Origin of the sequence: Metallococcus carri, assembly GCF_011440275.1 — a bacterium.
In the GTDB taxonomy this organism is placed as follows: Bacteria; Actinomycetota; Actinomycetes; order Actinomycetales; family Dermatophilaceae; genus Metallococcus; species Metallococcus carri.
Window position 1 is genome coordinate 148,133 of the sequence record NZ_JAAOIV010000003.1, and the last position, 26,444, is coordinate 174,576.

Here is a 26,444-nt window from a genome sequence, read left to right on the forward strand (position 1 = left end):
TGGCCGCGGTGGGCGGTCAGCACACAGGTGGTGGCCCGAGGGACCACCGACACGCCAGTCTACGGCAGGACCGTTGCAACATTCCAACTCGCCCTGGCTGGCGAGAGCGGCGCGTCGCCTCTATGTCCCCGGACCACTAGCGTTCCCCTATGCCGGAGCCGGGTCGCGATCTTGCGTTGTTGCCGAAGGCGCACCTGCATCTGCACTTCACCGGTTCGCTGCGGTTGAGCACCCTGCACGAACTCGCCGCCCACCACGGCCAGCGGCTGCCGGAAGCCCTGACCGCGGGCTGGCCGCCACAGCTGTCGGGCGCGGACGAGCGCGGGTGGTTTCGCTTCCAACGGCTGTATGACGCCGCGCGCGCCTGCGTGCAGGGCGAGGCCGACCTGCGCCGGCTGGTGCGGGAGGCAGCCGAGGACGACGCCGCCGAAGGGTCGCGCTGGCTGGAGTTGCAGGTCGACCCGACCTCGTATGCCGCCCGCGTGGGTGGCCTGACGCCGGCCCTGGAGATCGTGCTCGACGAAGCGGCCGCCTGCTCGCGCGAACTGCCGCTCGGGGTGGGCGTCATCGTGGCCGCATCCCGGATCAGGCATCCGCTCGATGCCCGGACACTCGCGCGGCTGGCGGCCCGGCATACCGGCGCGGTGGTGGGTTTCGGGCTCTCGAACGACGAGCGGCGCGGGGTGACCGAGGAGTTCGCGCCGGCCTTCCGGATCGCGCGGGACGCGGGGCTGCCCGGGGTACCGCACGCGGGCGAGCTGCTCGGGCCACGGGCGGTGAGCCAGACGCTCGACGCGCTCGCACCGACCCGGCTGGGGCACGGCGTGCGGGCGGTCGAATCCGACATCGTGCTGCAGCGCGTGCTCGACGCGGGCGTCGCCCTGGAGGTCTGCCCCGGGTCCAATATCGCGCTCGGGGTCTACCCCGACCTGGAGCACGTGCCGCTGCGCCGGCTGTATGACGCGGGTGCGACCGTCGCGCTCGGAGCCGACGACCCGCTGTTGTTCGGGCAGCGGCTGGTGGCGCAATACGAGAACGCGCGGACCCTCGGCTTCGCCGATGAGGAGCTGGCCGAATTGGCGCGCCGGTCGGTGCGGGCATCGTTCGCGCCGGACGAGGTGAAGGCGCAGACGCTGCGCGACATCGACGCCTGGCTCGCCTAACCCCGCGAAACGTCACCAATGCCTCGCGAAACGTCACTTATCCCTCGCGAGACGTCAGCGAGCGGTTCATCCCCGGCGCCTAGGCTCGGGCAGGTGACCCAGTGGATCGAACTCGACGGTGCCGTCAATGTCCGCGATGTCGGCGGGCTCCCCACCGAGGACGGCGGCCGGATCGCCGAGCACCGGCTGATCCGGGCCGACAACCTGCAGGATCTGTCGGAGGCCGACATCGACCACCTGCGGGCCGGGCTCGGCGTCACCGACATCGTCGACCTGCGCGCCAACATCGAGCGCGCCATCGAAGGCGAGGGGCCGTTGCAGCGGTATGACGTGACCCACCATCACCTCTCGCTGCTGCCGGAGGACGAGGGCCAGGACGCGGTCGAGGTGGCCGAGGACGCGGTGCTGCCGTGGTCGCCGAATGCCGACCGCACCCGCCCCGAGCGATCACCGGACGAAATCGCGATCGGGCCGTATTTCGGCTACCTGCTGGACCGGCCCGATGCCGTCGCCGAGGCGCTGCGGGTGGTCGCCACCAGCGAGGGCGCGACGGTGGTGCACTGCGCCGCCGGCAAGGATCGCACCGGCACCGTCGTGGCCATGGCACTGGACGTGGCCGGCGTCGCACCGGAGGTCATCGCCGAGGAATATGCCCTCACTTCCGAACGCATCGAGCGGGTGGTGGAGCGTCTGGGCCGGCGCCCGGCATACGCCGAGGCGATGCAGGGCACGACGCTGGACCAGCACGTCCCGCAGGCCGAGACGATGGTCCGGCTGCTGGACGCGATCCGCGAGCGCTGGGGCGGCAGCGCGGGCTGGTTGCGCACGCAGGGCTGGAGCGAGGACGAGATCCGCGGGCTGCGCGCCGCACTGCGCGCCGAGTGAACCTTTTCTCGCCGCTCGGGCGACGATAGGTGCCCGCTCCGCAGATCGATTTCTTGATCGTCGAGCGGCGGACCAGTGCCCGCTCGGCTACCAGAGCAGACCGGCGCGGGCCAGATCGGCCTCGACCTGCAGCCGCATCACGTCGTCGAACGGGCACGGTGGCACCGGCACTTCCAGCGCCCGGGCGCATTCGCGCAGCACGTCGTCGTAGGCCAGCGCCGTGGCTTCCCGGCGGTGGCGGCGGGCATAACCGTCGGCGCTCCTCAGCCGGGTGAGTTCGTCACCGATGCGCCGCAGATCCTCGGCGAGCTGCTCGATCGGCCGGCGCGAACGCCGCCCTTCGGTGTCGGCAACCGGGGTCGCGACCGGTCGGGCACGGCCGGGCATCGGCGAGGTGCCCATCCAGACCCGGGCACCCTTCTCGATCACGCCGAAGAGCACGGCGGGCAGGGCACACACCACCGCGTAGTTGACGAGCGGGTGCATGGTGACCACCTCCACCACGACGGTACGCCGCGGAGGTGACACAGGTCACAGTTCGTGACCGACGAACACCGGTTCGTTCACCAGCCGTATGCCGAACGCCGCCTGCACCCCGTCGCGCACCTCGCCTGCCAGCGCGCGGATGTCGGCGGCGGTCGCTGCGCCGCGGTTGGTCACCGCAAGCGTGTGCTTGGTCGACAGCGCCGCCGGGCCGGGCAGGCCGAAACCCTTGCCGAAACCGGCCTTGTCGATCAGCCACGCGGCCGAGGTCTTGACCCGGCCGTCCGCCTCGGGGAAGCGCGGCGGCACCGGTCCGTCCGGGCCCAGCCGCTCGGCGGCTCGCCGCTCGAAGGCCGCGAAATCCGCCACGGCCAGGATGGGGTTGGTGAAGAACGACCCACACGACCAGGTGTCATGGTCGGCTGCGTCCAGCACCATCCCGCGCCGGCGCCGCTGCTCCAGCACCGCCTCGCGAGCATCACCCAGTGGCACCCGATCCCCTTGTGCCACACCGAGACCCGTGGCGAGATCGGCATACCTGATCGGTTGCGACAGCTCGGTCGGGCGGAGCTGGAAGGTGACATCGAGGACGACATACCGGCCGGTCTGCTTGAAGACCGAGTGGCGGTAGGTGAACGCGCAGTCGGCGTTGGCGAAGGTCCGCACGGTCTGCCGGTCGCGGTCGAAGACCCGCACCTGGGCGATGGTCTGGCTGACGTCCTGGCCGTAGGCGCCGACGTTCTGCACCGGGGTGGCGCCGACCAGCCCCGGTATGCCGGACAGCGCCTCGACTCCCGACCAGCCCTCACCGCACGCTCGCTCCACGAAGGAGTCCCACGACTCCCCCGCGGCGACTCGCACGGTGACGCCGCCGCAGGCGTCCGCCGACTCGACCTCGATGCCCTCGGTGGCGATCCGCACGACCGTGCCGGGGAAACCGTCGTCGGCGATGACCAGGTTGGAACCGCCCGAAAGCAGCAGCAATGGCTCGTCGGCGTCGTCGACCTCGCGCACCGCGTCGACAAGCCCGTCGGGCGTGGTGACGGTGACCAGACGCGCGGCCGGCCCGCCGACGCGCATCGTCGTCAGCGGAGCGAGCGGGGCGTCGGACTCGATCGTCGCCGTCACAGCCGCACGGTCGCGAGCGCGCGGGTGAGCACCGATTCCTCGCCGTTCGTGGCGGTGATCGCGATCGTCGCGGTGTCGCCGTCGACCGACTTCACCTCTCCGGTGACGGTGAGCGTCGCGCCGCCCTCGTAGGGCACCGGCAGCGGCTTGCTGAACCGGACGCCGTATGACGTGATCCGTCCCGCGTCGCCGATCCAGCGCGCAACGAGTTCGGCGGCCGCGCCCATCGTCCACATGCCGTGAGCGATGACGTCCGGCAGCCCGACCGAGGTCGCGAAGCGGTCGTCCCAGTGGATCGGGTTGAAGTCGCCGCTGGCCCCGGCATACCGCACCAGACGCGCGCGGTCGACGGGCACGCTGAGTTCGCCGATCGACTGGCCGGCCTGCACCTCGCTCACGCGCCACCTCCGCGGATGACGACGACCGAACCGGCGGTGGTCACGAGTTCGCCTGCGGTGGTGTGGATTTCGGTGCTCATGGTGACCATCGAGTGGCCGCCGGCCGCGCGGACTTTCGACACGGTTGTCGCGGCGGTCACCTCATCGCCGGCGACGAGCGGCCGGTGATGGGTGAAGTTCTCCTCGCCGTGCACGAGCATCGAGAAGTCGATGCCGGCCTCGGGGTCGACCATCACCGCGGCCTCGGCCTGCTGGGCGATGAGCACGGCGAAGGTCGGCGGGGCGATGACATCGGCATACCCCCGCTCTTGGGCGACCTTCGGGTCGGTGTGCGCGGCGTCGCTCGCACCGACGGCCGCGGCGAACTCGGCGATCTTGGCGCGGGACACCGTGTAGGGCGGGGTGGCGGGATAGGTGCGCCCCTCGATCTCAGCATTGACCGGCATGCGAGTGAGCCTATCGGGGTGGTTTCGAGGCGGCCTCGTCCCTCGGCCTTCCTCAACCCAAGGGTTTCGAGGCGGCCTCGTCCCTCGGCCTTCCTCAACCAACGACAAGCGCTCGCTCAACCAGCGACGGGGAAACGCAACGGCGGCGGCCACCCTGCTCGGGTGACCGCCGCCGTGAACGCGATTGTTTGCGCGTCAGCGAGTTTCGCGGTGCGCGGTGTGCTTGCCGCAGCGCGGGCAGAACTTCGCCAGCTCGATCCGGTCGGGATCGTTGCGGCGGTTCTTCTTGGTGATGTAGTTGCGCTCCTTGCACTCCACGCACGCCAAGGTGATCTTGGGGCGGACGTCTGCACTCTTGCTAGCCACCGGGCTACCTGCTCTCGAAAACGGATGTATGCGATCTTGGGACGGACGTTGTAGCGGGAGCGGGGCTCGATCCCGCGACCTCACGATTATGAGTCGTGCGCTCTAACCAGCTGAGCTATCCCGCCCTGCGGAACACCTGCGCACCCGGTGGCATTCCCGGGCACCGACGTGCACCAGAGCCCCCAAACGGAATCGAACCGTTGACCTTCTCCTTACCATGGAGACGCTCTGCCGACTGAGCTATAGGGGCGGCATCGCGCTGCCCGCGGGCAGCGCGTCGAAGAGGTTACCCGAGCCCTCCACGATCTGCGAAATCGGCCGTCATGACGCCGGTATGACGGACCCGAGCGCGTGCACCGACCCCTTGCCCGCGTTCACCAGACCGAGCTGCCAGCGCCCGTCGGTTTCGGCTGCCGTGAAGCGCACCTTGGACGGGATGAGCACCGGCTTCTTGAAGTCGACGGTGATCGTGAACGCCTCCGGCAACCGGTTGTCCACCGCGGCGAGCATGCGGGCCTTGGTCCACATGCCGTGCACGATCGTGGTGGGGAAGCCGAAGGCCTTGGCGGTCAGCGGGTGCATGTGGATGGGGTTGACGTCACCGGACACAGCGGCATACCGACGCCCGAGGTCGGCCGCGAGCGGCCAGACGACACCCGGCCCGCTGGGCGGCTCGGGGTCCTCGGTGCGCGGCGCCGCCTGCCCGTCGACCTTCTGCCCGCGGAAGAGGTAGGTGGAGCGGTCCTCCCACACGAGTTCGTCGCCCACCCGCGCCTCGCCGATCAGGTCGGCCTGCGCGCCGCGGTGGTGCGGGCGCAGGTTCTCGATCCGCACGGCCAGGTCGAGCGTCTCGTGGGCGTCCACGCGGCGGTGCTGGGTGATCGTGTTGGACAGGTGCACGCTGCCCACCAACGGGAACGGGAACTCCTTGTCCGCCATCAGGGTCACCTGTAGCGGGAAGACCAGCACGTGCAGGTAGGTCGCGGGGACCAGGTGCGTGACCGGGAAGCCACACACCTGGTCGTATGCCGCGAGCGCGCCCTGGTCGATGCGTACGCCGCGGCGCACCACCTCCAGGTCGGGCAGCGTGCGCCCCTTGCGCATCGGGCCGGTCGCCGCCGCCTTGGCGAAGACCTGGCCGAGCGCGGGCGCCGAGCGCAGTTCGATCGTCCGAGTCATTTGTTTCTCTTTTTCGTTGGGGTCCCCGCGAAGTATCGGAGCGAGGAACGAGCGGAGAACTTCGTGGGGTGGTCGGGGTCCTCGCGAAGTATCGGAGCGAGGAACGAGCGGAGAACTTCGTGGGGTGACTTATGCTCCGATTTGGGACTGGCCGCAGACACGCAGCACCTGGCCGGTCACACCGCTCGACCCCGGCTCGGCGAAGAAGGCGATGGCCTCGCCCACGTCGACCGGCTGGCCACCCTGCAGCACCGAGTTGAGCCGGCGGCCCACCTCGCGCGTGGCAAACGGGATCTTCTTGGTCATGTCGGTCTCGATGAAACCAGGGGCGACCGCGTTGACGGTGATGTGCCGGTCGGCGAGTTCGGCGGACAGGGAGCGCACCAGACCGATCACGCCGGCCTTGGAGGCCGCGTAGTTGGCCTGGCCGCGGTTGCCGCCGATGCCGCTGGTCGAGGCGACCGAGACGATCCGGCCGCCGTCGCGCAACCCGCCCTTGGTGGCCGGGTCGAGCAGCACCTTGTTGATCCGGAACTGGCTTTGCAGGTTGACATTGACCACGCTGCCCCACCGGTCGGCGTCGGTGTTGACGAACAGCTTGTCGCGGGTGATGCCGGCGTTGTGCACGATGACGTCGAGCTTGTCGGCGTGCTGGGCGACCGCCTTGGCGATCCGCTCGCCGGCGTCGGCCGCGGTGATGTCGAGCTGCAGCGCCACCCCGCCGATGGTGTTGGCGACCTTGGCGAGCGCGTCGCCAGCCGCAGGGATGTCGACCGCGATCACCTTGGCGCCGCCACGGGCGAACACCTTGGCGATCTCGGCGCCGATGCCGCGGGCGGCACCGGTCACCACGACGACCTCGCCGACGAAGGGCGCACGCCAGTCGCTGGCCTGGTCATCGCTCGCCTTGCGCACCCGCAACGGCTGGCCGGAGACATAGGCCGACCGGCTGGAGGCGAAGAACTCCAGCGGAGCCGCGAGCGACCCGGCGTCGGACTGGGCATCGGTGTCGACCCACAGCAGGTTGGCCGTGGCGCCGGCCCGCAGCTCCTTGCCGATCGAGCGGGTGATGCCCTCGAGCGCCTGCTGCGTCGCGGCCCCTTCAGCGCCCTCGACCTGGTCCGGCGGGGTGCCGATCACGATCACCCGGGCGCTCTTGCCGAGGCTCTTCACCGCCGGTGCGAGCACGGCGCGCAGGCCCTCGAGCTCATCCAGGGTGCGGGCCGCGGAGGCGTCGAAGACCACGGCACCCAGGCGGCCGTCATACGAACTCTCGGCGGTCGCCTCGACGACGGTGGCCCCCGCACCGCTCAGCACGGTGCGCGCGGTGGCCGCGACGGGGGCGGTACCGAGGCCGCCCACGGCGACGGGTCCATCGACGAGGTCCTGCCCCTTCTCGTAGCGGCGCAGCTGCGCCGGGCGCGGGAGGCCGAGCTTGTTGGCGACCTCCTTGCCGACGCCGTTGTTGACGAGGTTGGCGTAGGTGTCACTCACTTGTTGTCCTCCGAAGTTGCTTCCAGAATCGCGACGACCCCCTGGCCGCCGGCTGCACAGATGGAAATGAGTCCGCGGCCAGAACCCTTCTCGTGCAACATCTTTGCGAGGGTCGCAACGATGCGGCCGCCGGTCGCGGCGAAGGGGTGGCCAGCGGCGAGCGAGGAGCCGTTGACGTTGAGCTTGCTGCGGTCGATCGCGCCGAGCGGCTCGTCGAGACCGAGGCGGGTCTTGCAGAACTCCGCGTCCTCCATGGCGGCCAGGTGGCACAGCACGGTGGAGGCGAAGGCCTCGTGGATCTCGTAGAAGTCGAAGTCCTGCAGGGTCAGGTTGTTGCGCTTGAGCAGGCGGGCGATCGCGTAAGGCGGCGCCATCAGCAGGCCCTCCTTGCCGTGCACATAGTCGACCGCCGAGGCCTCACCGTCGACGAAGCGGGCGAGCGGGGTGAGTTTGTGCTCGTCGGCCCACTCCTTGCTGGACAGCAGCACCATGCTCGCGCCGTCCGACAGCGGGGTCGAGTTGCCCGCGGTCATCGTCGCGCCCTCGCCCTTGCCGAACACCGGCTTGAGCGTGGCGAGCTTCTCGACGCTGGAGTCGGGGCGGAGGTTCTGGTCGCGGGTGAGCCCGAGGTAGGGAGTCACCAGGTCGTCGAAGAAACCGCGGTCGTATGCCGCCGCCAGGTTGTGGTGGCTGTTGACGGTGAGCTCGTCCTGGGCCTCGCGGCTGATGCCCCACTCCTTGGTGGTGATCGCCATGTGCTCGCCCATCGACAGGCCGGTGCGCGGCTCGGCGTTGCGCGGCTGCTCGGGCACGAGCTGATTCGGCCGGATCTTGGCCAGCGCCTTGATCCGCTGCTGCGGGGTCTTGGCGTAATTCGCCTGCATCAAGGTCTGGCGCAGTTCGTCATTGAGCGCAAGCGGCGCGTCCGAAGTGGTGTCGGAGCCGCCGGCCAGGCCGGAGTCGATCTGGCCGAGCGAGATCTTGTTGGCGACCAGGATCGCGGTCTCCAGGCCGGTCCCGCAGGCCTGCTGCACGTCATACGCCGGGGTTTCGGGGCTGAGGTGCGAGCCGAGCACGGCCTCGCGGGTGAGGTTGAAGTCACGCGCGTGCTTGATGACGGCGCCGGCCGCGACCTCGCCGAGGCGCTCGCCGGCCAGGCCGTAGCGGGCGACCAGGCCGTCGATGACGGCGGTCAGCATGTCCTGGTTGGAGGCCTTGAGGTATTTGCCGCCGGAGCGCGCGAAGGGGATGCGGTTACCGCCGATGACATAGACGTCACGCAGGCTCATGGTGGGTCTCTTCCACTCGGGGACGAGCTCGGAGCGCGCTGAGGAGCACCGAGCAGATTTACCGATACCGACAGTAGCAGGTACGTCGAGTTTCGGGTACCTTGACGGACATCATGGATCTGACGCCTTCTCCCGACGAGCCGGGCGCGGTCGACGAACCGCGCGTGGACGGCCGCGACGCCCGCTGGACCAGCCATCGGGTCAAACGGCGCCGCACCCTGGTCGAGGCCGCCATCAAGGCGATCCGGCGCCACGGGGCGACCGTCGGCATGGAGGAGATCGCGTCCGAGGCGGCCACCAGCAAGACGGTGATCTACCGCCACCTCGGCGACCGGCTCGGCCTGTATTTCGCCGTGTGCGAGGCGGTCGACGCCCAGATCCTCGGCGACTTCGACGCCGCGATCGCCCGCGGTGCGCAGGAGTCCGGAGTGAGCGATCCGCTGCGCGGTGATCCGTTTGCCGTGATCCGGGCGGTCATCGACTCCTACCTGAGCCTGGTCGAACGCGACCCCGAGCTCTATCGCTTCGTCATCCGGCGACCACTCGTGGACCTGCCCGGTGAGGCCGATCCGGTGACCGGCCTGACCGACGCGATCGCAACCCGGCTGGCCGGGTTGTTCACCGCCGGCCTCGCCGAGCGCGGGGCGCCGACCGACGGTGCGCGCTACTGGGCGCACGGCCTGGTCGGTTTCGTCCGCGAAGCGGCCGACCGCTGGTTGGCCACACCGGACCGCCCGCCCCGCCAGGATGTCGTCGAACACCTGGCGCGATTCGCTGCCGTCGGACTCACCGGCGTCCTCGATCAGACCCCGACCCCCAACCGAGGAGAACGGTCATGACCTCCCCCTCCCCCCGTGCCCTTGCCCTGCGCGACGCGCTCGACGGCCGCTGGAAGGACATCCGCCAGGAGTTCCGCGAGCGCGTGCGCCCCGAGTGGGTGCTCGGCGAACCCGGCGAATCCATTGAGGCACAACGCGAACGCGTCACCAAGCAGATCGGCATCATCTGCGACGAGGGCCTCGGCCGGGTGGGCTTCCCCGAGGCGTATGGCGGCACCTACGACTACGGCGCCTCCTGCGTGCTCTTCGAGATGCAGGGCTATGGCGATCTGTCGCTGCAGGTGAAGGCCGGCGTGCAGTTCGGCCTCTTCGGCGGTGCGGTGGCGCGCCTCGGCACCGCACGCCACCACGAGAAGTACCTCGAAGACATCATGACCGGCAAGATCCTCGGCTCCTTCGCGATGACCGAGATCGGCCACGGGTCCAACGTCCAGCACATCGAGACGACCGCGACCTACGACCCGGCCACCGACGAGCTGGTCATCGACTCCCCCACCCCGTCGGCCACCAAGACCTACATCGGCAACGCGGCGCGCGATGCCCGCCTGGCGGTCGTCTTCGCCCAATTGCGTTCTGCCGAGGGCGATTTCGGCGTCCACGCGATCCTCGTGCCGGTGCGCGACGAGAACGGCGCGACGATGCCGGGCGTCACGATCGAGGACAACGGCGCCAAGGGCGGTCTGCCCGGTGTCGACAACGGCACCTTCTCCTTCGACGAGGTCCGCGTGCCACGCGAGATGCTGCTCGACAAATACGGCGGCATCGACGAGAACGGCCGCTATGTCTCGCCGATCGACAACGAGAACCGGCGGTTCTTCACCATGCTCGGCACGCTCGTGCGTGGGCGGGTGTGCGTCGGCGGTGGCGCCGGTGCGGCCGCCCGCAAGGCGCTGTTGATCGCGTTGCGGTATGGGCAGAAGCGCCGCCAGTTCCAGGCCCCGGGGGACGCGCAGGAAATCGTGATCCTCGACTACCTGGCGCACCAGCGCAAGCTGCTCCCACGGCTGGCGACGTCATACGCCCTGGCCTTGGCGCAGAACGCGATCACCGAGACCCTGCAGGAGCTGCACGGGGTGGAGCACCCCGAGGGCGAGCTGCCCAAGGAGGCCGGGCGCGAGATGGAGACGCGCGTCGCGGGGCTCAAGGCGATCACCACCTGGCACGCCGTGGACACCATCCAGGCGGCGCGCGAGGCATGTGGTGGCGCCGGTTATATCGCCGAGAACCAGCTCACCCAGATGCGCGCCGATGTCGACGTCTTCGCGACCTTCGAGGGCGACAACACGGTGCTGCTGCAGCTCGTCGCCAAGGGCCTGCTGACGGAGTTCAAGGAGATGTTCGGCGACCTGGCGATGGCCGAGCTGGCGTCCCTGGTGACCAAGCAGGTCGCCGAGGGGCTGGTCGAGCGCACCACCGGGCGGGCCGGTCTGCAGCGGTTGCGCGATATCGCCAAGGGCCGCGACGACGAGAGCGCGATGGACGACGCCGGCTGGCAGCTGTCGATGTTCGAGCAGCGCGCCGACCACGCGTTGGAAACGGTCGGCAAGCGGTTGCGAAAAGCCAACAAGGACAACGCTTTTGAGCTGTTCAACAACGCTCAGGACCACGTGCTGTTCGCGGCGCGGGCGCACATCGACCGGTGTGTGCTGGAGGACGCGCAAGAGGCGCACGCCGAGATGCCCGACGGTCCGGCGAAGGACCTGCTCGGCCGAGTGCTGTCGCTCTATGCGCTGTCCTCGATCGAGAAGGACAAGGCGTGGTTCCTCGAGCACGGGCGGCTCAACACCACCCGGTCGCGCCAGGTCACCGCGGCGATCAACGACCTGTGCGGTGAACTGCGTGGCGACGTCGACGACCTGGTGGACGGGCTCGGCATACCGGAGCAGTTGATCACTGCGCCGATCGCGACCGGGGAGCGGACCACCTCCAACGCCTGACCCCGAAACGTCAGTAGTTCCTCGCGAAGCGTCAGTAGTTCCTCGCGAAACGTCACTTGTGCGCGCCGAAACGTCACTTGTGCGCGCCGAAACGTCACTTGTGCGCGCCGAAACGTCACCCGCGACGTCTCGCAGAGCATTACTGACGTTTCGCGGGGATTTGGTGACGTTTCGCGGGGACTTGGTGACGTTTCGCGAGGTTTTAGCGACGTTTCGGGGTGAGGCCGAGGAAGGTGAGAGCGGCACCGAGCAGGACGAGCCCGCAGCACCACCACATCGACTGGCGGTATGCCGACGCCACCGCCGGGCCGTTGCGGTAGGCCTCACCGCTCAGCCCCACCAGCAGCGGCAGCGCGGCGACGGCGAGCAACCCGGCGGTGCGGGATACCGCGTTGTTGATGCCGCTCGCCAGGCCGGACAACTCGTCGGGGGCGGCCGCGAGCACGGTGCCGGTGAGCGGTGCGACGAGCAACGACAGGCCGAAACCCATCAGCAGCACGCCCGGCAGGATGTTGACCAGGAAGCGTGGGTGGTCCGGCGCGAACGCCAGCAGGGCGAGGCCGGCCGCCAGCACCAGCGCGCCGGCGACCATCGGGGTGCGGGCGCCGATCTTGGTCGCGAGGTCGCCGCCCCGGGATGCGAGAAAGAGCATCACGATCGACAGCGGGACCGTGGCGGCGCCGGCTGCCAAGGGCGTCCACCCCGCGCTCACCTGGAGGAAGATCGCGAGGAAGAGCATCGACCCGGACAACGCGGCGTAGATGAACAGGGTCACCAGGTTGATCGCCGCGAACACCCGGTCGGCGAAGAGCCCGAGCGGCACCATCGGCGCGCGTTCCCGCCGCTCGGCCACCACGAAGGCCACCGCCGCCAGCAGGCCGACCACTCCAGCGACCACGGCACTGCGCGCTGGCCAGACCGTCAGCGCCCAGGTGATGCCGGCGAGCGTGACCGGGGTGAGCACCAGCCCGGCGAGGTCGAGATGGTGTGCGGCCTTCGGGTCACGGGTCTCCGGAGCCGGGCGCAGCAACCACAGCACCAGCAGACCCAGCGGCAGGTTGATCCAGAACGCCCAGCGCCAGTCGATGCCGACCAGCCAGCCACCGAGCAGCGGACCTCCCGCGGTCGCGACCCCGAGCGTGCCGGTCCACGCGCCGATCGCCTTCATGCGGTCGTCGGGGTGGAAGGAGGACTGCAGCATCGCCAGGCTCCCGGGTGTGAGCATCGCCGCCGCGATGCCCTGCAGCACGCGGGCTCCCACCAGCAGTTCGATCGTCGGAGCGAGTGCGGTCAGCACCGACGCGACGGCGAAACCCGCTGTCCCCCAAGCGAAGACGCGTTTGCGGCCGAACCGGTCACCGAGCGAACCACCGACCAGGATCAGCGAGGCCAGCGCCAGCGTGTAGCCATTGATCACCCATTGCAGCCCGGCCAGGTCGGCGTGCAGTTCGGTGCCGATATGCGGCAGGGCGACATTGGTCACCGTGCCGTCGAGGAAGACCACCCCAGAGCCGAGCACCGTGGTGGCGAGCAACCGACGGCCGGCAGGTTCGTGCAGGCGCAACGGTTCGTCAGGAGCGTTCACCAGCGCACCTTAGCCCTGGCGGTCCGCTTCCCGACCGACCCGGGCGCCGCGCGCGAACGTCAAGGAGGGCGCGGCAGCGGCGACCTGTGCCACGATGCAAGGGTGTTGCGTCAGGAACGCCTCGACGAGCTGTGGGACTTCGCCGACCCGCAGAGCTCGGAGCAGCGGCTGCGCGGCGCTGCGGACACCAGCACCGATCCGGATGAACGCGCCGAACTGCAGACTCAGGTCGCCCGCGCCCTCGGCCTGCAGGGTGAGTGGATGCAAGCCGAGCGCGAACTCGCCGCGGTGACCTCCACCGACCCGATCGTGCAGGCCAGGGTGGCCCTGGAGAACGGCCGGGTGCGCAACAGCGCCGGTGACCCGGCGGGCGCCATACCGATGTTCAAGCAGGCCGCCAAACTCGCGCGGCGGGCCGGCGACCGGTTCCTCGAGGTGGACGCGCTGCACATGCTCGCGATCGCCGACTCTGCGCAGGCGGAGGCATGGACCTGGCACGCGCTCGCCGTCGCCGAACGCGGGGACGCGCGCACCCAGCGCTGGCAGGTGTCGCTGCACAACAACCTGGGCTGGACCCACCGCGAGCGCGGCGACCTGGTACAGGCCTACGAGGAGTTCGAGCACGCGGCGGATCTCGCCGACCGGGTGGGCACCCCCGAACAGCGCCAGTGGGCGCGGGAGGCGCTCGCCGAGGTCGACCGGCTGATGCAGGACGCCGCTCCGCGCGATATCGACGAGGACTGACGCCGGTCAGGCGACGATGAGGGCGATGCCGCTCAGCACGACGGCTGCACCGACGAGCTTGCGCACCGGGTTGGGCTCCTTGAACAGCCACCACGCGAGCAGCGAACCGACCACGATGCTCGACTCGCGAGCGGGCGCCACCAGCGCGACCGGCGTCGTGCGCATCGCCTCCAGCACCAGGATGTAGGCGAAGGGCGACAGGATCGCCACGATGCCGACCTCCCACCGGTAGCGGCGCAGCACCGCGACCAGCCCGGCCTCCCGGTGGCGGCGCAGGCCCGGCGCCATCAGCACCGCCTGCCACAACGTGCCGAACGCGAAATAGGTCACCGGCAGCAGCGCGAGCGTGGTCACCGCGTGGTCGTCCCACAAGGTGTATGCCGCGATCGCCGCGCCGGTGAGACCGCCCCAGAGGATGCCGTCGGCGGTCCGGTGACGATGCGCGCTGCCGCGCCCCGTGGCCACCACGACGATGCCGGCAATGATCACCAGCCCGCCGAGCACACCCAGCCAACCCGGTCGCTCCTGAAAGGCGAGCAGGGCGACCGCCATCGTGAGCAGCGGCCCGACGCCGCGCGCCACCGGGTAGACCACGCCGAGGTCGGCCTTGTCGTAACCGGTCTGCAGGAACAATTGGTAGGCGATGTGCGCGACCGCGGACACCAGTGGGGCATAGAGCAGGCCCCAGGACCAGGGCCAGCCGGCGCGCGCGAGGATCACCAGCCCGACCGGCACCCACACGATTGCCGACCACACGTCATACCACCAGACGAAGACATAGCCGTCGCCGCGCACCCGCTTGGCCGCGATATTCCAGATGGCGTGACACAGAGCGGCGGCGAGCACCAGGCCCAGCGCTGTGCCGCTCACGCCGCCCCCTCGCAACCGCCGATGATGATCGAAGGCCCGTCCCGGATCCGGGACGGGCCTTCGCACTGGTGCCAGGTGAAGGATTCGAACCTTCGTAGCTTTCGCGACGGATTTACAGTCCGCTCCCATTGGCCGCTCGGGCAACCTGGCATGAGTGCGCCGCAAGGATAACAACGACGCTCGGGTGCGGCCAATCGGGCACCGGGCACCCGCGTTCGGGTCGCAGCGGCGGGCGCGGCACCCGGCATACTGGCGCAGATATCCACCGCCGACGCAAGGAGACCGCCATGGCCGACTCGTCCTTCGACATCGTCAGCAAGACCGACAAGCAGGAGGTCGCCAACGCCCTCAACCAGGCCGCCAAGGAGATCTCCACCCGCTACGACTTCAAGAACGTCGGGGCCTCGATCGAGTGGTCCGGGGAGAAAATCGTCATGCGCGCCAATGCGGTGGAGCGCTGCCTGGCCGTGCTCGATGTGTTCCAGACCAAGCTGGTCAAGCGCGGCGTCTCGCTGAAGTCGATCGAGCTGTCCGACGACGGCGAGCCCAAGCTGTTCGGCAAGGAGTACCGCCTCGAGGGCACGCTGAAGGACGGCATCAGCGCCGAGAACGCCAAGAAGATCTCCAAGATCATCCGCGAGGAAGGCCCCAAGTCGGTCAAATCGCGCATCGAGGGCGACGAGCTGCGCGTCACCTCCAAGTCGCGCGATGACCTGCAGGAGGTGCAGCGGTTGCTGAAGAGCGCCGACCTCGACGTGGCGCTGCAGTTCGTCAACTACCGCTGACCCCTCGCCGAAACGTCAGTAATGCACCGCGAGACGTCACTGCCGGTTGCCGTAGTGACGTCTCGCGGCGCATAAGTGACGTCTCGCGGCGCATAAGTGACGTCTCGCGGCGCATAAGTGACGTTTCGGCGCGCATAAGTGACGTTTCGGGGGGAGTAAATGGGTTGCCGGGCGGGGCGGGTTGCCGCAGGGTCGCAGGTATGCCGACCCACCTCGCCTCGCCCGCCGAAGTCGCCGCCCGCGCGCAGCTCGATGAGCTGCCCGACCTCACCTGGTCGGCGCTGACCCGCGACGACCTGCCGGATGTCGCCGCGATGCTGGAGCGGGTCTACGAGCACGAGGACGCGGCAGAGCGGCAGTCCCTCACGGATCTGCAGGAGTACTTCGACTCCCCTCGCAGCCACCCCGAGCTGCACGACCTGGTCGGCCGCGACGGCAGCGGCGCGGTCGTCGCCCTCGCGCAGAGCCGGCCCAACGACAGCGCCACCACCGAGCGGCGGGTGACGCTCATCGGGTCGGTGACTCCGAGCCGTCGCGGGCAGGGCCTCGGCCGGGCGATCATGCGCTGGGAGATCGAGCACGCGAAATCCTGGGACGCCCAGACCCGCCAGGACGGCTACGGCGAGCTGTCGCTGAGCGCGTATGCCGAGGAGGCGGCCACCGACCATCAGCGGCTCGCCGAGCGCTTCGGGCTGCCGGCGGTGCGCTGGTTCACCGAGATGTCGCGCCCGCTCCTCCCGGGTGAGTCCTATGACGTGCCGGCGGTCGACGGCGTCGACATCGTCGGCTGGGACCCGGCGCGCTCGGAGCAGGTGCGGGTCGCCCACAACACCGCCTTCGCCGACCACTGGTCGACGCTGCCCATGGACGAGCAGCAGTGGAAGGAACACATCACTTCGCACGGCTTCCGGCCCGCCTGGTCACTGATCGCGCTCGACGGCGAGGAGGTCGTCGGCTACGCGCTCAACGCTGCGTGGGAGCAGGACTGGCAGGCCGGGCACCGGTCGGGTTACACCGATGGGCTCGGCGTGCTGCGTAGTCATCGCGGCCGCGGGCTCGCCTCGGCCCTGCTGCTGCGATCGATGCGGCTGTTCGCCGACGACGGCATGGACGCTGCCGAGCTCGGCGTCGACACCCAGAACCCCTCGGGCGCAATGGGCCTGTATGAACACCTCGGTTACCGCCCGACCAAGCGCACCGTCCTGCACCGCGCCACGCTGCCGGGACAGCGGTAGGCGCGGCGGTCCGGCATACCGCTGGCGCGCAGCGCGGTATGCCGGGGTCAGCCGCGCGGGCGGGCGAGCAACAGTTCGGTATTGCGGTCGCCGGCGGCACCCAGCTGGGAGGGATCGCCCTCGATGTCGTTGTAGGCCCACTCGCGATAGACCGAGGCGAGCCCCGCCTGGGAGCCGTCGCTGTAGGACGCCTGGTAGGGCGCGGCCGACTCGAGCAGCGTGGTGAACAGCGACACCGTGCCGTCGCGGTTGTCGCTGACTTCGATGATCCGCGCGTGGTGCGGGTAGTCGATGTGGGAGGCGGTGTTGATCTCCCAGAAGCTGCGCGCGGGGTCGGCGTGGCCGTGCGGGGTGATCTGGTTGCGGTGGGTGTGGCCGTTGACCCACGCGACGACATTGGGGAAGCGCTGCAGCATGGTGACGAGTTCGCTGCCGGAGTGGCGGGTGTCGAGCGGCAGCGCGGGGTCGAGCAGCAGGTTGTTCATCGACCCGCTGGTGTGGTGGCTGAAGAGCACGAAGAGTTCGTCGGTCGCGCTGGTGCGCACGGCAGCGCCGGACGCGTCGTAGTAGAGCGAGCTGCCCTGGGCCAGCCGGCGCTGGATCCATCGCCACTGCGCGTCGCCGATCGAGCCCTCGGTGAAGCCTGCGCGGTTGGTCGAGTCCATCGCGATGCCGGTGACGCCGGGCGCGATCGAAAAGGCGTAATAGCCGGTGTCGTCGGCAAGGTTCTGCTGGGTGAAGCCGTGCCCGACCGGGCCGGGACCCGTTGCGCCAGAACGGAAATGGGCCTGCACGAACTCCAGCGGGGTGAACGGCCGGCGACGGGAGTCCGGGGTGACGATCCACTTGTTGGTGGCGCTCACGCTCAGGTTGAGGATGCTCCGGTCACCGGTCTGCAGCGCCGCGCGCAGGGCGGTGTTGGAGATCGGGTCGGCGAAGCCGGTGAACTTGATGTTGCCGGTGTACATCTGCGACAGCACCGGGAAGTTGGACGGCAGCGTGCCCTCGATCGAGTCGTCGTGGTTGCCGAAGACGCTGAACCACGGCGTGTTCAGCCCCGGGCTGGTGTGCGTGGCGGTCGCGCGCGCGAAGAAGCCACCGACCTGGGGGAAGCCGGCCTTCTTGTAGTCGTCGACGACCGGCAACTCCGGGTTGTAGTAGTAGGTGTCACCGCCGGTCTGCACGCCCTCCCACGCCGTGGCGCCGGTGTTGGGGGTGATCGAGCCACCGCTCATCGCGGCGAGGAACCAGTCGAGCTCGATCTGCTCGTGGTTGTCGGTGTTGTCCCCGGTCGAGACGACGCAGTCGAAGCGCCGCCCGCCGAAGGGCCCACGCTGCACCTGGTTGACCCGGCGGACCAGCTGCGCCGCACCCTGGGTGCCGAGCGCCTCCTGCGGACGGAAGGCCGAGCCGGTGTAACCGTGCAGCCACTCGAAGCGCACCGGGGACTGGGCGTCGACCATGTGCAGGTCGGTGAACTGCACGATGCTCGCCAGCGCGGTGCGGGTGTCGTCGCGGGTCGCCTGGGCAGGGCACAGTTCGGTGCGCACGACCAAGGGGTATGCCGGCCCGGCCGTCAGTCGCGAATAGCCGCTCGCCTTCACCGGGGTGGCCGCCTGCTGCAGCGTCGTCCCGGCGATCGGCGCGACCGTGCGCCGGGCGGTCGTCGTCGCGGCGCGGTCGAGGGCGGCGGCGCTGCCCCGGGCGAGGGTCGCCGAGCCGAGGCCCGCGACACCTCCGAGCAGCAGTGTGCGGCGGTTGATCCGGGTCATGGGGGACTCCCTGTGCGAGATGCGGCTGACTCCGAGCAGGCTGATTCTGAGCAGGTGCGTCGTCCAGCGTGACGGACCGAGGCCGACCGGAGGCAACGTCCGGTTGACGCTCAGGTGAATGCCTGGGCGCCCCGCCATTGTCAGGCCGCGGACACCATCCGCAGGGCGAGATCGGCGAAATGCACCGCCAACCGTTCGGGCGTCCAGTGCGCGTCCGGGCGGTACCACCGGCCGACGTCGACACTCATCCCGGAGATCGCGTTGGCGGTCATGCCGACCTCGTCGACGACGAAAACACCTGCGGTGACACCGGATTCGATGGCCTCGCGCAGCAACTCCTGGATGCGGTGACGGAGTGCGTCGATCTGCTCGCGGTGTGGCGCGTTCAGCGCGGCCAGTTCGTAGTTGACGACCCGGGCCACCGAGTTGTCGCGGGCGTGCATGAGCACCAACTGGTGGACCATCCGGTGCAATTGCTGTCGAGGATCGTCCGGGTGGTCGGCCTTGGCCTCCTCCAGCAGCCGGACGATCTGCTCGTGGCCCGCCAGGGACAGCTCGAAGAGCATGTCCTCCTTGGAGCGGTGGTGGACATAGACGCCGCCGGGGCTGAGGCCCGCCGCCGAGGCGATGTCGCGCGTGCTCGTGCCGTGAAAACCCTTGTCGGCAAAGGACTTTTGCGCAGCCTCCAGGAGGCGTTGCCGCGCCGGCAGCATGTCGTCGGTGGACATCGGACCTCCGTTCGTCAGCGTTGACCGTACCGTGCCGGCGTGTCACGCTGAGCGATCGCTTAGTTTGGGCATCAGCAGACGACGGAGCCGGCGTGCGGCGCCTGCGGGTGATCCCACCCGGGCCCCACGCGGTGGTCGATAGCCTGCGACCCGGCATACAACGACGAAGGAGTCATCGTGACCGAAGCAACCCAGCAGCGCACTGCGATCGTGACCGGAGCCGCCCGCGGCATCGGCGCGGCGGTGGCGCAGCGACTCGCGAAGGACGGCATGAAGGTTGCCGTCATCGACCTCGACGAGAGCGCCTGCCAGCAGGTTGTCGACCAGATCAAGAGCGACGGTGGTGAGGCGCTGGCCGTGGGCTGCGATGTGTCCGACGAGGAGGCTGTCAACGCCGCGGTCGAGCGGGTGGCGAGCGAGCTAGGCGCGCCGACCGTGCTGGTCAACAACGCGGGCGTGTTGCGCGACAACCTCATCTTCAAGATGAGCGCGGACGACTGGGACACGGTGATGAACGTGCACCTGCGCGGCTCCTTCCTGATGACTCGCGCCGCGCAGAAGCACATGACGGAGGCGAAGTTCGGCCGCATCGTCAACCTGTCCTCCACCTCCGCGCTCGGCAACCGCGGCCAGGTCAACTACGCCGCCGCCAAGGCCGGCATGCAGGGCTTCACCAAGACCCTCGCGATCGAGCTCGGCAAGTTCGGCGTCACTGCCAACGCCATCGCCCCGGGATTCATCGTCACCGACATGACCAAGGCGACCGCCGACCGGGTCGGGATGGACTACGAGGAGTTCAAGAAGGCTGCCGCCTCGCAGATCCCGGTCGCCCGCGTGGGCTACCCCGAGGACATCGCCGCCGCCGCGTCCTTCTTCTGCCGCGAGGAGAACGGTTACGTCAGCGGTCAGGTGCTGTATGTCGCCGGCGGGCCACGGGACTGAATCATGAAGGTTTTCAACGGGATTGACGAGATCCAGGCCGCCGTCGGCGAGCACCTCGGCTACTCCTCGTGGCACGAGATCACCCAGGAGCAGGTGGACACCTTCGCCGACGCCACCGGTGACCACCAGTGGATCCACGTCGACGTCGACAAGGCCAAGGCCGGCCCGTTCGGCGGGACCATTGCCCACGGCTACCTGACCCTGTCGATGGTGCCGATGCTGGTGTGGGAGATCTACAAAGTCGAGGGCATCTCGATGGGCATCAACTACGGCTCCAACAAGGTGCGCTTCCCCGCGCCGGTGCCGGTGGGGTCGAAGGTGCGCGCCGGCGTCGAGGTCGGCTCGGTCGAGTCCGGGCCCAAGGGTGCTCAGTGCACGATGAAGGTCACCGTGGAGATCGAAGGATCCGACCGCCCCGCGCTGGTCGCCGAGACCATCACGCTCATCGTCCCGTAGTCGGGGCGACAAGCGAGAGCCCGCGTCGAAAACCCCTGCCGGACAGGCGATTTCGACGCGGGCCTTCTTGCTGTGTGCTCCGACTCAGCCGCCGAGGGCCTCGATGATGGCCGGGCGCAACTCCTCCGGAGCGATGACCCGATCGACCGAGCCCACCGTCACCGCACGGTGGATGCTGTGCACCCGGTCGAACTCCTGCGCCACCTCGGTCAGCTTCTCCGCTCGCACCGACGTGCGCAGCTCGGCCAGCCGCGCGGCCAGCCCCGCCCGCTGCGTGTCGTCGGCGGTGGCGAGCTGCTCCTCGACCTCCTTCACCCGCGGGTCGGCCGCCGTGCGGGCGTCGACATCGCGGGAGAAGACGACCGCGGCCGCCGGTGCCCCACCGAGCACCGAGGCGAAGGAGCCCTCCACAGCCAGCACCGTCATCTGCGGGTTGAGCGCCTTGGAGAACACCACGAACGCCCCGCCGTGGTAGCGACTCACCACCACGAACACGATCGGGCCCTCGAAGTTGACGATCGCCCGGCCGATCTCCGCGCCATACTCCAACTGCAGTTGGCGCATCGACTCCGGTGATCCGTCGAAGCCCGACAGATTCGCCAGCACCACGAGCGGGCGGTTGCCCGAGGCCGCGTTGATCGCGCGTGCCGCCTTCTTCGACGACCGCGGGAACAGCGTGCCGGCGGTGTAGGTGTCCGGGCCGTCGGTGGGCGGGAAGCCGCGCCGCGGCACCGCCTTGGACTCAATCCCCAACAGGCACACCGGGATTCCGCCGAGGTGGGCGTCCTGCACGACGGCCGTCTCGGCGTCCGCCATACCGGCCCAGCGCTCCAGGGTCGGGTGATCCTGGTCGGCGACGGCGGCCATCAGCACGCGGATGTCGAAGGGCTTCTTGCGGTCCGGGTTGGTCGCCGGGCTGAAGATGTCACCCACGGTGGCGAAGTCGGACCCGTCGGCGACATGCGGGAAGCTCGACACATCGCGATCGACCGGGTCGCTGGTGCGAGCTCGGCGCGGGCCGGACTCCCCCGGGTGCACATAGGTGTGGTCGTAGTGCGCCATCAGCACGTCGCGGGCCCCGACGAGGTCGTTCGCCCAGTACTGCGCCTGACCGTTGGGCCCCATCACCCGGTCGTAACCGCCGATGCCGAAGTTGTCCTCGGCCGAGACTCCACCAGAGAAGTCCAGCGACTGCTTGCCGGTCAGCACCATCGCACTGTCGGGCGTCATCACCAGGATTCCCTTGGTGTGCATGAGCATCGTGGCCTCGGCGTTCCAGTAGGGCTGGGCGCCCACGTTGATGCCGGCCACCACGATGTTGATCTCGCCACCGCCCTGGGTGAACTCCACGATCCGCTTCAGCGCCCGCGCGACCCAGTCCATGTTCTCGGTGCCGGACTCCATCGAGATGCGCGCACCGGCCGAGACCGCGAACCACTCCACCGGCACCTGCATCCGCTCGGCCAGGTCGAGCGCGGCGATGATCCGGGTGCACTCAGCCTCACTGACCGCCCCGAGCGCCTTGAGCGGGTCACCGCACAGCAGCACCCGGGTCACGCCCTCGGGATAGCGCTGCGTCGGCGAGCTGATGACGCCGACGATGATGCCGGCCTTGTTGAGGCCCTTCGGCCGGTCGACCGGCACCAGCACACCGGTGTCGTCGAGGTCGTATTCCGTTGCGGTGCCACCGGATCCGGCGATCATCGACTGGAGTTCGTAGGGGTAGACGCCACCGCGCCGACGGGCGCGGACCACCTTTTCGGCATACCCGTCGAGCGGCTTGAGACGATCGGTCGGCTGGTCCTCGACGGTGAAGGAGACCCCGGAGCCGGGCTGGTAACCGAAGCGGACCGAGACCGGCCGCTCGCCGCCACCGACCGCGATCCGGCCGTTGATCAGCAACTCCTCGATGCCCGCACCGGCGGTGAGGGGCGCGATCTTCGCCTGCAACTGCGTCAACTGGTCCAGGTCGGCCTCGACGGTTGGCCAGATGGTGATCCAGACGTGGTTCATGTCCAGCCGGGTGCCGGCCGCGCCGCGGGCACTGCGGGCGCGCCGGATCGCCTCGAGGCAGTTGGCGATGGCGCGCTCGAGCTGCGGCAGCGCAGTGACCGTGCCGTCGTCGTCGCGGATCACCGAGAACTGCCGCACCTGTGCGAGCGCGACGAGCCGCTGGTCGGCGGCGTTGTCGTGCGCGGTGCACTGGTAGAGCAGCACGTCCTGAGGCGCTTCGAGCCGCACGATGTCGAAATCGCGCAACCGCCACAGGTCGAGCCGGCGGCCGACCATCGGGTGCACGCCGCGCACGAGCACGTCCTCGACCAGCCCGTCGCCGGAGGGGCGGAAGGTGAAATAGCCGACCGGTCGATCGCCGCCGGGGAACACCGCCACCGTGATCCGCCGCGAGCCGCGCGCGAAGGGCAGCCGGCTCAGCCGCTGCGCGAGCGCAGCCGACGCATCGTCCACACTTTCCGGCTGGTCGGTCCAGGTGAGGTAGAGATCGACAGCCCGCGACTGGCCCTGATCGCCGCCGGCGCTCAGGTCGGTCACCAGGTCGACCAGCGCAGATCCCGCGTCGAGCTCATCGACCGCGCCGACCGTGCTCACCAGATGCGCCGGCCGATCGTCGAGGACATAGTCGGCTGTCGCGTATGCCCGCCGATCCCGTTGCGATTCAACGAGATCAGTGAGTTCGTGGTCGCGATAGTGCCGCTTGATCAGCACCGCGAGCATGGGTTCACGATCCGGTATGCCGCCCGCCAGTCGCCGACCGAGGAAGCTCACGATCTGCTCCGGGATCTGGGCCAGCGCATCGGTGCGGGCGGACCGCTCCGGACCGTCGGGCAGCGCCGCGATCGACGCGAGCTCGTCGGGGACACCACCCAGCACGGCGAGTCGCTCGCCGTCGACCGCGGGTTGGTCGAACCAGCGGAAGCGCACGCTGCGCGCGAGGTCACCGAGGGCCGGGAAGCGCAGCTGGGTGGCGAGCAGCACCCGGTCGAGCACCTCGTGGGCGCGGGCATCCAGCGGCGTTTCGGGCGCGGGGTCGGTGGCCCAGCGCTGCAGCAGCGCCGACGCCAGCGAGATCGACGGCGCCGTGCGCTGCTGGGCGAGGAACAGCCGGAAGACCGCCTCCTGCAGGTCAGGCGTCACCTCCAAACCGTCCACGTCGTAGTGGCGCAGGGCGCGTTCGAGCTTGGTGCGGAACTCCGCCGGCAGGTGTCCGCGGTCGGCGTCGAGACTCTGCAGATAGGTGTGCAGGTGCTCGCGGGGGCTGTGCACCCGGTGCTCGACATGTGCCTCCTCACCGGCGGGTCGGTTGCGGCCCAACTCGGCGATATCGGCGAAGACCTCGAGCAGGTCGACCTCGGCCGCCAGCTGCGGCTGACCGTCGGCAGCGAGCTCGTCCCGAGCCGTGAGGTAGCGGCGCAGCGTGGCGCCCTCGTCGCGGGGGTCCACGTCATACCCGAGGACCATGGCGCGCAAGTCCGACCACGAGCGGGAGGCCCGCTGAGCGGCACCCGTCGACTCCGGGTCGACCACCGGCAGATCCAGCTCGACGGCGTCGGTCGGAGCAGCCGCGACCGCTTCTTCGGCGTCGCCCACCGGCTCCAGGCGCACCATCGGCGTGCCGGTCTCTACCTGGCTGCCGGCCGAGACCAGCAGCTCTTTGACGCGCGCCTTGAACGGCGCGGGGAGCACGGTCTCCATCTTCATCGACTCGAGCACGAGCACCGGCGCACCGGCGGCGACCTCGGCGCCGACCGAGACCGGCGTGGCGACGACGAGCGCGGGCACGGGCGACCGCAGCACGCCACCCTCGTCGCGGCTCACGCGGTGGGCGACGCCGTCGACCTCGACGAAGTGCACCGGGCCGTGGGTCGCGGTGATCACCCGGTGGGTGCGACCGCCGACGGTGATGCGCGCGGTGAAGTCGTCCAGCCGGTCGAGCTCGGCGTCGACGGTCTCCTCGGTCGCGCCGTGTGCGAGCACCACCCGGAAGCGGTGCGGCCCGGTCTGGGAGACGGTCACCTTGTATGCCGTCCCGCGCAGTTTGAGGTCGATCGCGAGCGCGGTGCGGTGCTGCACCTGCGGGCGGCCGCCGCGCGCCGTCTCGAGCAGGCGGGTGCGCTCGACGCCTTCCTCCTCCTCGTAGCCTTCGATGCCGGCCATCACCAGGGCGATGCCGGAGTGGCGGCGGGACTGCAACCGGCCTTCGGCGCGCACCCGGTCGATCCAGCCGGTGTCGGCGCTGCCGTCGATCACCTCGGGCTGGTCGAGCAGGTCGAGGATGAAGGATTTGTTGGACGCGCCGCCGTCGATCACGACGGTGGTCTCGGCCATGGCGCGGCGCAGGCGGGCGAGCGCCTCGTCCCGGTCACGGCCCACCGCGATGATCTTGGCGATCATCGAGTCGAAATCTGCGGGGATCGAATCCCCTTCTGCCACACCGGTATCCACCCGGATGCCAGGACCGGAGGGAAGGTCGAGACGGCTGATCCGTCCCGGCGACGGCGCGAAATCGCGGTCGGCGTCCTCGGCGTTGAGTCGGGCCTCGACGGCATGCCCGTCCTCGGTGGGGCGGTCACCCTCGAGCCGGCCACCGGCGGCGACGTGCAGCTGCAACCGGACCAGGTCGGTGGCCGTCGTCGCCTCGGTGATCGGGTGTTCCACCTGCAACCGGGTGTTGACCTCGAGGAAGGCGAAGAACTTCTCCCCCGGGTGATAGAGGAACTCGACGGTGCCGGCTCCGGCATACCCGACGGCGATGGCGAGTCGCTCGGCGGCGGCCTTCACCTCGGCGACCTGCTCGGGCGCGAGCACGGGCGAGGCCGACTCCTCGATGACCTTCTGATTGCGGCGTTGCACCGAGCAGTCACGCACGCCGATCGCCCACGCCGTGCCCTGGCCGTCGGCGATGACCTGCACCTCGATGTGGCGGGCACCGGTGACCAGCCGCTCGAGGAAGACGACACCGGAGCCGAACGCCCGGGCCGCCTCGTCGCGGGTGCGTTCGTAGGCGTCGGTGAGGTCGGCCTCGGAGTCGACCCGCCGGATGCCGCGACCGCCGCCACCGGCAGTTGCCTTGAGCATCAACGGATATCCGATGCGCTCAGCCGCCGCCTTGGCATCCGCCAAGGTGTCGACGCCGCCGCGGCTCCACGGCGCGACGGGCACGCCGACCTCCTCGGCAATCAGCTTCGAGCCAATCTTGTCGCCGAGCTTGCGCATCGCCTCCGGGCTCGGCCCGACGAAGGTGACGCCGATGCGTTCGCACAGTTCGGCGAAGCCGGGATCCTCGGCGACGAAGCCCCATCCGACCCAGGCGGCGTCGGCCTCGGTGTCGGTCAGGGCGCGCTCGAGGACGGCGTAATCCAGGTAGGGCCGGTTCGCTGCCGGGCCGAGGTTGTAGGCATGGTCCGCCTCGCGCACGAACATCGCGCGCTTCTCACCTTCGGTATGCAACGCGATGGTTTCGATCCGGGGTTCGCCGGGGGGCAGGGCGGCGTTGTGGTCGCGCACGGCGTGGATGAGCCGCATCGCGCTCTCACCCCGGTTGACGATCGCGATCCGCGAGAAAGAAGCACCTGAAGAAGCCACGTCCCAGAGCCTGTCACCGTCCGCGCCGACTAGCGAGTATGCCGTTCGCTCGGCGTGGTCGGCGGCATCCGCTTCGCGAGGAACGAGTGACGCTTCGCGAGGATCTAGTGACGCTTCGC

22 protein-coding genes and 3 tRNA genes are annotated in these 26,444 nt (G+C 69.6%); 9 read left to right on the forward strand and 16 right to left on the reverse strand.

Annotated elements, in window-relative coordinates:
* Window positions 1-149 precede the first annotated feature (149 nt).
* Both G9U51_RS05345 and G9U51_RS05350 read left to right on the forward strand, forming a co-directional pair.
* Window positions 150-1,163 carry an adenosine deaminase gene (locus G9U51_RS05345; RefSeq protein WP_166194338.1) on the forward strand — a complete coding sequence of 338 codons (1,014 nt, stop codon included), beginning with the start codon at window positions 150-152 and terminating at the stop codon, window positions 1,161-1,163.
* Window positions 1,164-1,256: 93 nt separating this feature from the next.
* Complete coding sequence (locus G9U51_RS05350; protein WP_328823327.1) at window positions 1,257-2,048, forward strand: tyrosine-protein phosphatase; 792 nt, start codon at window positions 1,257-1,259, stop codon at window positions 2,046-2,048.
* Window positions 2,049-2,135: 87 nt separating this feature from the next.
* Here the strand turns inward: G9U51_RS05350 and G9U51_RS05355 are convergent, their stop codons facing one another.
* The 10 genes from G9U51_RS05355 to G9U51_RS05400 form a co-directional block, all read right to left on the reverse strand.
* Window positions 2,136-2,534 carry a hypothetical protein gene (locus G9U51_RS05355; protein WP_166194342.1) on the reverse strand — a complete coding sequence of 133 codons (399 nt, stop codon included), beginning with the start codon at window positions 2,532-2,534 and terminating at the stop codon, window positions 2,136-2,138.
* A gap of 45 nt (window positions 2,535-2,579) precedes the next feature.
* Entirely contained in the window at window positions 2,580-3,659 is a 1,080-nt protein-coding gene (locus G9U51_RS05360; protein WP_171715540.1) for a UDP-N-acetylmuramate dehydrogenase, read from the reverse strand.
* Window positions 3,656-4,057, reverse strand: coding sequence for a MaoC family dehydratase (locus G9U51_RS05365; RefSeq protein WP_166194344.1), 402 nt, complete (start codon window positions 4,055-4,057; stop codon window positions 3,656-3,658). The genes G9U51_RS05360 and G9U51_RS05365 overlap by 4 nt, the downstream gene beginning before the upstream one ends.
* Window positions 4,054-4,503 (reverse strand): FAS1-like dehydratase domain-containing protein, encoded by a 450-nt coding sequence (locus tag G9U51_RS05370; protein ID WP_166194346.1) that lies wholly within the window; start codon window positions 4,501-4,503, stop codon window positions 4,054-4,056. Before G9U51_RS05370 ends, G9U51_RS05365 begins: the two co-directional genes overlap by 4 nt.
* Window positions 4,504-4,698: 195 nt before the next feature.
* Window positions 4,699-4,869 carry a 50S ribosomal protein L33 gene (rpmG, locus tag G9U51_RS05375; protein WP_166194348.1) on the reverse strand — a complete coding sequence of 57 codons (171 nt, stop codon included), beginning with the start codon at window positions 4,867-4,869 and terminating at the stop codon, window positions 4,699-4,701.
* A 51-nt stretch (window positions 4,870-4,920) separates the two neighbouring features.
* Window positions 4,921-4,994 (reverse strand) — tRNA-Met (locus G9U51_RS05380).
* Window positions 4,995-5,046: 52 nt separating this feature from the next.
* A tRNA-Thr gene (locus G9U51_RS05385) sits at window positions 5,047-5,119 on the reverse strand.
* Between the two features lie 71 nt (window positions 5,120-5,190).
* Window positions 5,191-6,048, reverse strand: a complete 858-nt coding sequence (locus G9U51_RS05390) for a MaoC/PaaZ C-terminal domain-containing protein (protein WP_166194350.1) — start codon at window positions 6,046-6,048, stop codon at window positions 5,191-5,193.
* Between the two features lie 129 nt (window positions 6,049-6,177).
* On the reverse strand, window positions 6,178-7,542 hold the full coding sequence (locus G9U51_RS05395; protein WP_166194352.1) for a 3-oxoacyl-ACP reductase: 1,365 nt from the start codon (window positions 7,540-7,542) through the stop codon (window positions 6,178-6,180).
* Complete coding sequence (locus G9U51_RS05400; protein WP_166194354.1) at window positions 7,539-8,831, reverse strand: acetyl-CoA C-acetyltransferase; 1,293 nt, start codon at window positions 8,829-8,831, stop codon at window positions 7,539-7,541. Before G9U51_RS05400 ends, G9U51_RS05395 begins: the two co-directional genes overlap by 4 nt.
* 113 nt (window positions 8,832-8,944) lie before the next feature.
* On the opposite strand from G9U51_RS05400, the gene G9U51_RS05405 reads away from it, so the two are divergent.
* Together G9U51_RS05405 and G9U51_RS05410 are read left to right on the forward strand one after the other, a co-directional pair.
* Window positions 8,945-9,670 (forward strand): TetR/AcrR family transcriptional regulator, encoded by a 726-nt coding sequence (locus G9U51_RS05405; protein WP_166194356.1) that lies wholly within the window; start codon window positions 8,945-8,947, stop codon window positions 9,668-9,670.
* On the forward strand, window positions 9,667-11,607 hold the full coding sequence (locus G9U51_RS05410) for an acyl-CoA dehydrogenase family protein (RefSeq protein WP_166194358.1): 1,941 nt from the start codon (window positions 9,667-9,669) through the stop codon (window positions 11,605-11,607). The genes G9U51_RS05405 and G9U51_RS05410 overlap by 4 nt, the downstream gene beginning before the upstream one ends.
* 202 nt (window positions 11,608-11,809) lie before the next feature.
* Here G9U51_RS05410 and G9U51_RS05415 read toward each other — a convergent pair whose 3' ends face one another.
* Window positions 11,810-13,192 (reverse strand): MFS transporter, encoded by a 1,383-nt coding sequence (locus G9U51_RS05415; protein WP_207948058.1) that lies wholly within the window; start codon window positions 13,190-13,192, stop codon window positions 11,810-11,812.
* 102 nt (window positions 13,193-13,294) lie between these two features.
* Between G9U51_RS05415 and G9U51_RS05420 the strand changes: the two genes are divergently transcribed.
* A complete protein-coding gene (locus G9U51_RS05420) occupies window positions 13,295-13,936 on the forward strand; it encodes a hypothetical protein (protein WP_166194360.1) in 642 nt (213 codons plus the stop codon).
* A gap of 6 nt (window positions 13,937-13,942) precedes the next feature.
* Here G9U51_RS05420 and G9U51_RS17770 read toward each other — a convergent pair whose 3' ends face one another.
* Window positions 13,943-14,806 (reverse strand): EamA family transporter, encoded by an 864-nt coding sequence (locus tag G9U51_RS17770; protein WP_166194362.1) that lies wholly within the window; start codon window positions 14,804-14,806, stop codon window positions 13,943-13,945.
* Between the two features lie 66 nt (window positions 14,807-14,872).
* Window positions 14,873-14,956 (reverse strand) — tRNA-Tyr (locus G9U51_RS05430).
* Window positions 14,957-15,093: 137 nt separating this feature from the next.
* Between G9U51_RS05430 and G9U51_RS05435 the strand changes: the two genes are divergently transcribed.
* Both G9U51_RS05435 and G9U51_RS05440 read left to right on the forward strand, forming a co-directional pair.
* Entirely contained in the window at window positions 15,094-15,591 is a 498-nt protein-coding gene (locus tag G9U51_RS05435; RefSeq protein ID WP_166194364.1) for a YajQ family cyclic di-GMP-binding protein, read from the forward strand.
* A gap of 200 nt (window positions 15,592-15,791) precedes the next feature.
* Complete coding sequence (locus tag G9U51_RS05440) at window positions 15,792-16,826, forward strand: GNAT family N-acetyltransferase (protein ID WP_166194366.1); 1,035 nt, start codon at window positions 15,792-15,794, stop codon at window positions 16,824-16,826.
* A 47-nt stretch (window positions 16,827-16,873) separates the two neighbouring features.
* On the opposite strand, the gene G9U51_RS05445 is transcribed toward G9U51_RS05440, so the two are convergent.
* Both G9U51_RS05445 and G9U51_RS05450 read right to left on the reverse strand, forming a co-directional pair.
* On the reverse strand, window positions 16,874-18,598 hold the full coding sequence (locus tag G9U51_RS05445; RefSeq protein ID WP_166194368.1) for a TIGR03767 family metallophosphoesterase: 1,725 nt from the start codon (window positions 18,596-18,598) through the stop codon (window positions 16,874-16,876).
* A gap of 140 nt (window positions 18,599-18,738) precedes the next feature.
* Window positions 18,739-19,326: a TetR/AcrR family transcriptional regulator gene (locus G9U51_RS05450; RefSeq protein ID WP_166194370.1), complete on the reverse strand. Its 588-nt coding sequence runs from the start codon at window positions 19,324-19,326 to the stop codon at window positions 18,739-18,741.
* A gap of 177 nt (window positions 19,327-19,503) precedes the next feature.
* Here G9U51_RS05450 and fabG point away from each other — a divergent pair, with 177 nt between their 5' ends.
* Window positions 19,504-20,268 carry a 3-oxoacyl-ACP reductase FabG gene (gene fabG / locus G9U51_RS05455; protein WP_166194372.1) on the forward strand — a complete coding sequence of 255 codons (765 nt, stop codon included), beginning with the start codon at window positions 19,504-19,506 and terminating at the stop codon, window positions 20,266-20,268.
* A 3-nt stretch (window positions 20,269-20,271) separates the two neighbouring features.
* On the forward strand, window positions 20,272-20,724 hold the full coding sequence (locus G9U51_RS05460; protein ID WP_166194374.1) for a MaoC family dehydratase: 453 nt from the start codon (window positions 20,272-20,274) through the stop codon (window positions 20,722-20,724).
* Window positions 20,725-20,808: 84 nt separating this feature from the next.
* On the opposite strand, the gene G9U51_RS05465 is transcribed toward G9U51_RS05460, so the two are convergent.
* A complete protein-coding gene (locus G9U51_RS05465) occupies window positions 20,809-26,325 on the reverse strand; it encodes an ATP-binding protein (protein ID WP_328823328.1) in 5,517 nt (1,838 codons plus the stop codon).
* Window positions 26,326-26,444: the final 119 nt, after the last annotated feature.

What these genes read in the sequence shown, in the direction of transcription:
- G9U51_RS05435 (WP_166194364.1), top strand. Translation starts at nt 15,094, where the DNA reads ATGGCCGACTCGTCCTTCGACATCGTCAGCAAGACCGACAAGCAGGAG.
- G9U51_RS05370 (WP_166194346.1), bottom strand. Translation starts at nt 4,503, where the DNA reads ATGCCGGTCAATGCTGAGATCGAGGGGCGCACCTATCCCGCCACCCCG.
- G9U51_RS05460 (WP_166194374.1), top strand. Translation starts at nt 20,272, where the DNA reads ATGAAGGTTTTCAACGGGATTGACGAGATCCAGGCCGCCGTCGGCGAG.
- G9U51_RS05450 (WP_166194370.1), bottom strand. Translation starts at nt 19,326, where the DNA reads ATGTCCACCGACGACATGCTGCCGGCGCGGCAACGCCTCCTGGAGGCT.
- G9U51_RS05410 (WP_166194358.1), top strand. Translation starts at nt 9,667, where the DNA reads ATGACCTCCCCCTCCCCCCGTGCCCTTGCCCTGCGCGACGCGCTCGAC.
- G9U51_RS05405 (WP_166194356.1), top strand. Translation starts at nt 8,945, where the DNA reads ATGGATCTGACGCCTTCTCCCGACGAGCCGGGCGCGGTCGACGAACCG.
- G9U51_RS05445 (WP_166194368.1), bottom strand. Translation starts at nt 18,598, where the DNA reads ATGACCCGGATCAACCGCCGCACACTGCTGCTCGGAGGTGTCGCGGGC.
- G9U51_RS05440 (WP_166194366.1), top strand. Translation starts at nt 15,792, where the DNA reads ATGCCGACCCACCTCGCCTCGCCCGCCGAAGTCGCCGCCCGCGCGCAG.
- G9U51_RS05355 (WP_166194342.1), bottom strand. Translation starts at nt 2,534, where the DNA reads ATGCACCCGCTCGTCAACTACGCGGTGGTGTGTGCCCTGCCCGCCGTG.
- G9U51_RS05400 (WP_166194354.1), bottom strand. Translation starts at nt 8,831, where the DNA reads ATGAGCCTGCGTGACGTCTATGTCATCGGCGGTAACCGCATCCCCTTC.
- G9U51_RS05390 (WP_166194350.1), bottom strand. Translation starts at nt 6,048, where the DNA reads ATGACTCGGACGATCGAACTGCGCTCGGCGCCCGCGCTCGGCCAGGTC.
- G9U51_RS05345 (WP_166194338.1), top strand. Translation starts at nt 150, where the DNA reads ATGCCGGAGCCGGGTCGCGATCTTGCGTTGTTGCCGAAGGCGCACCTG.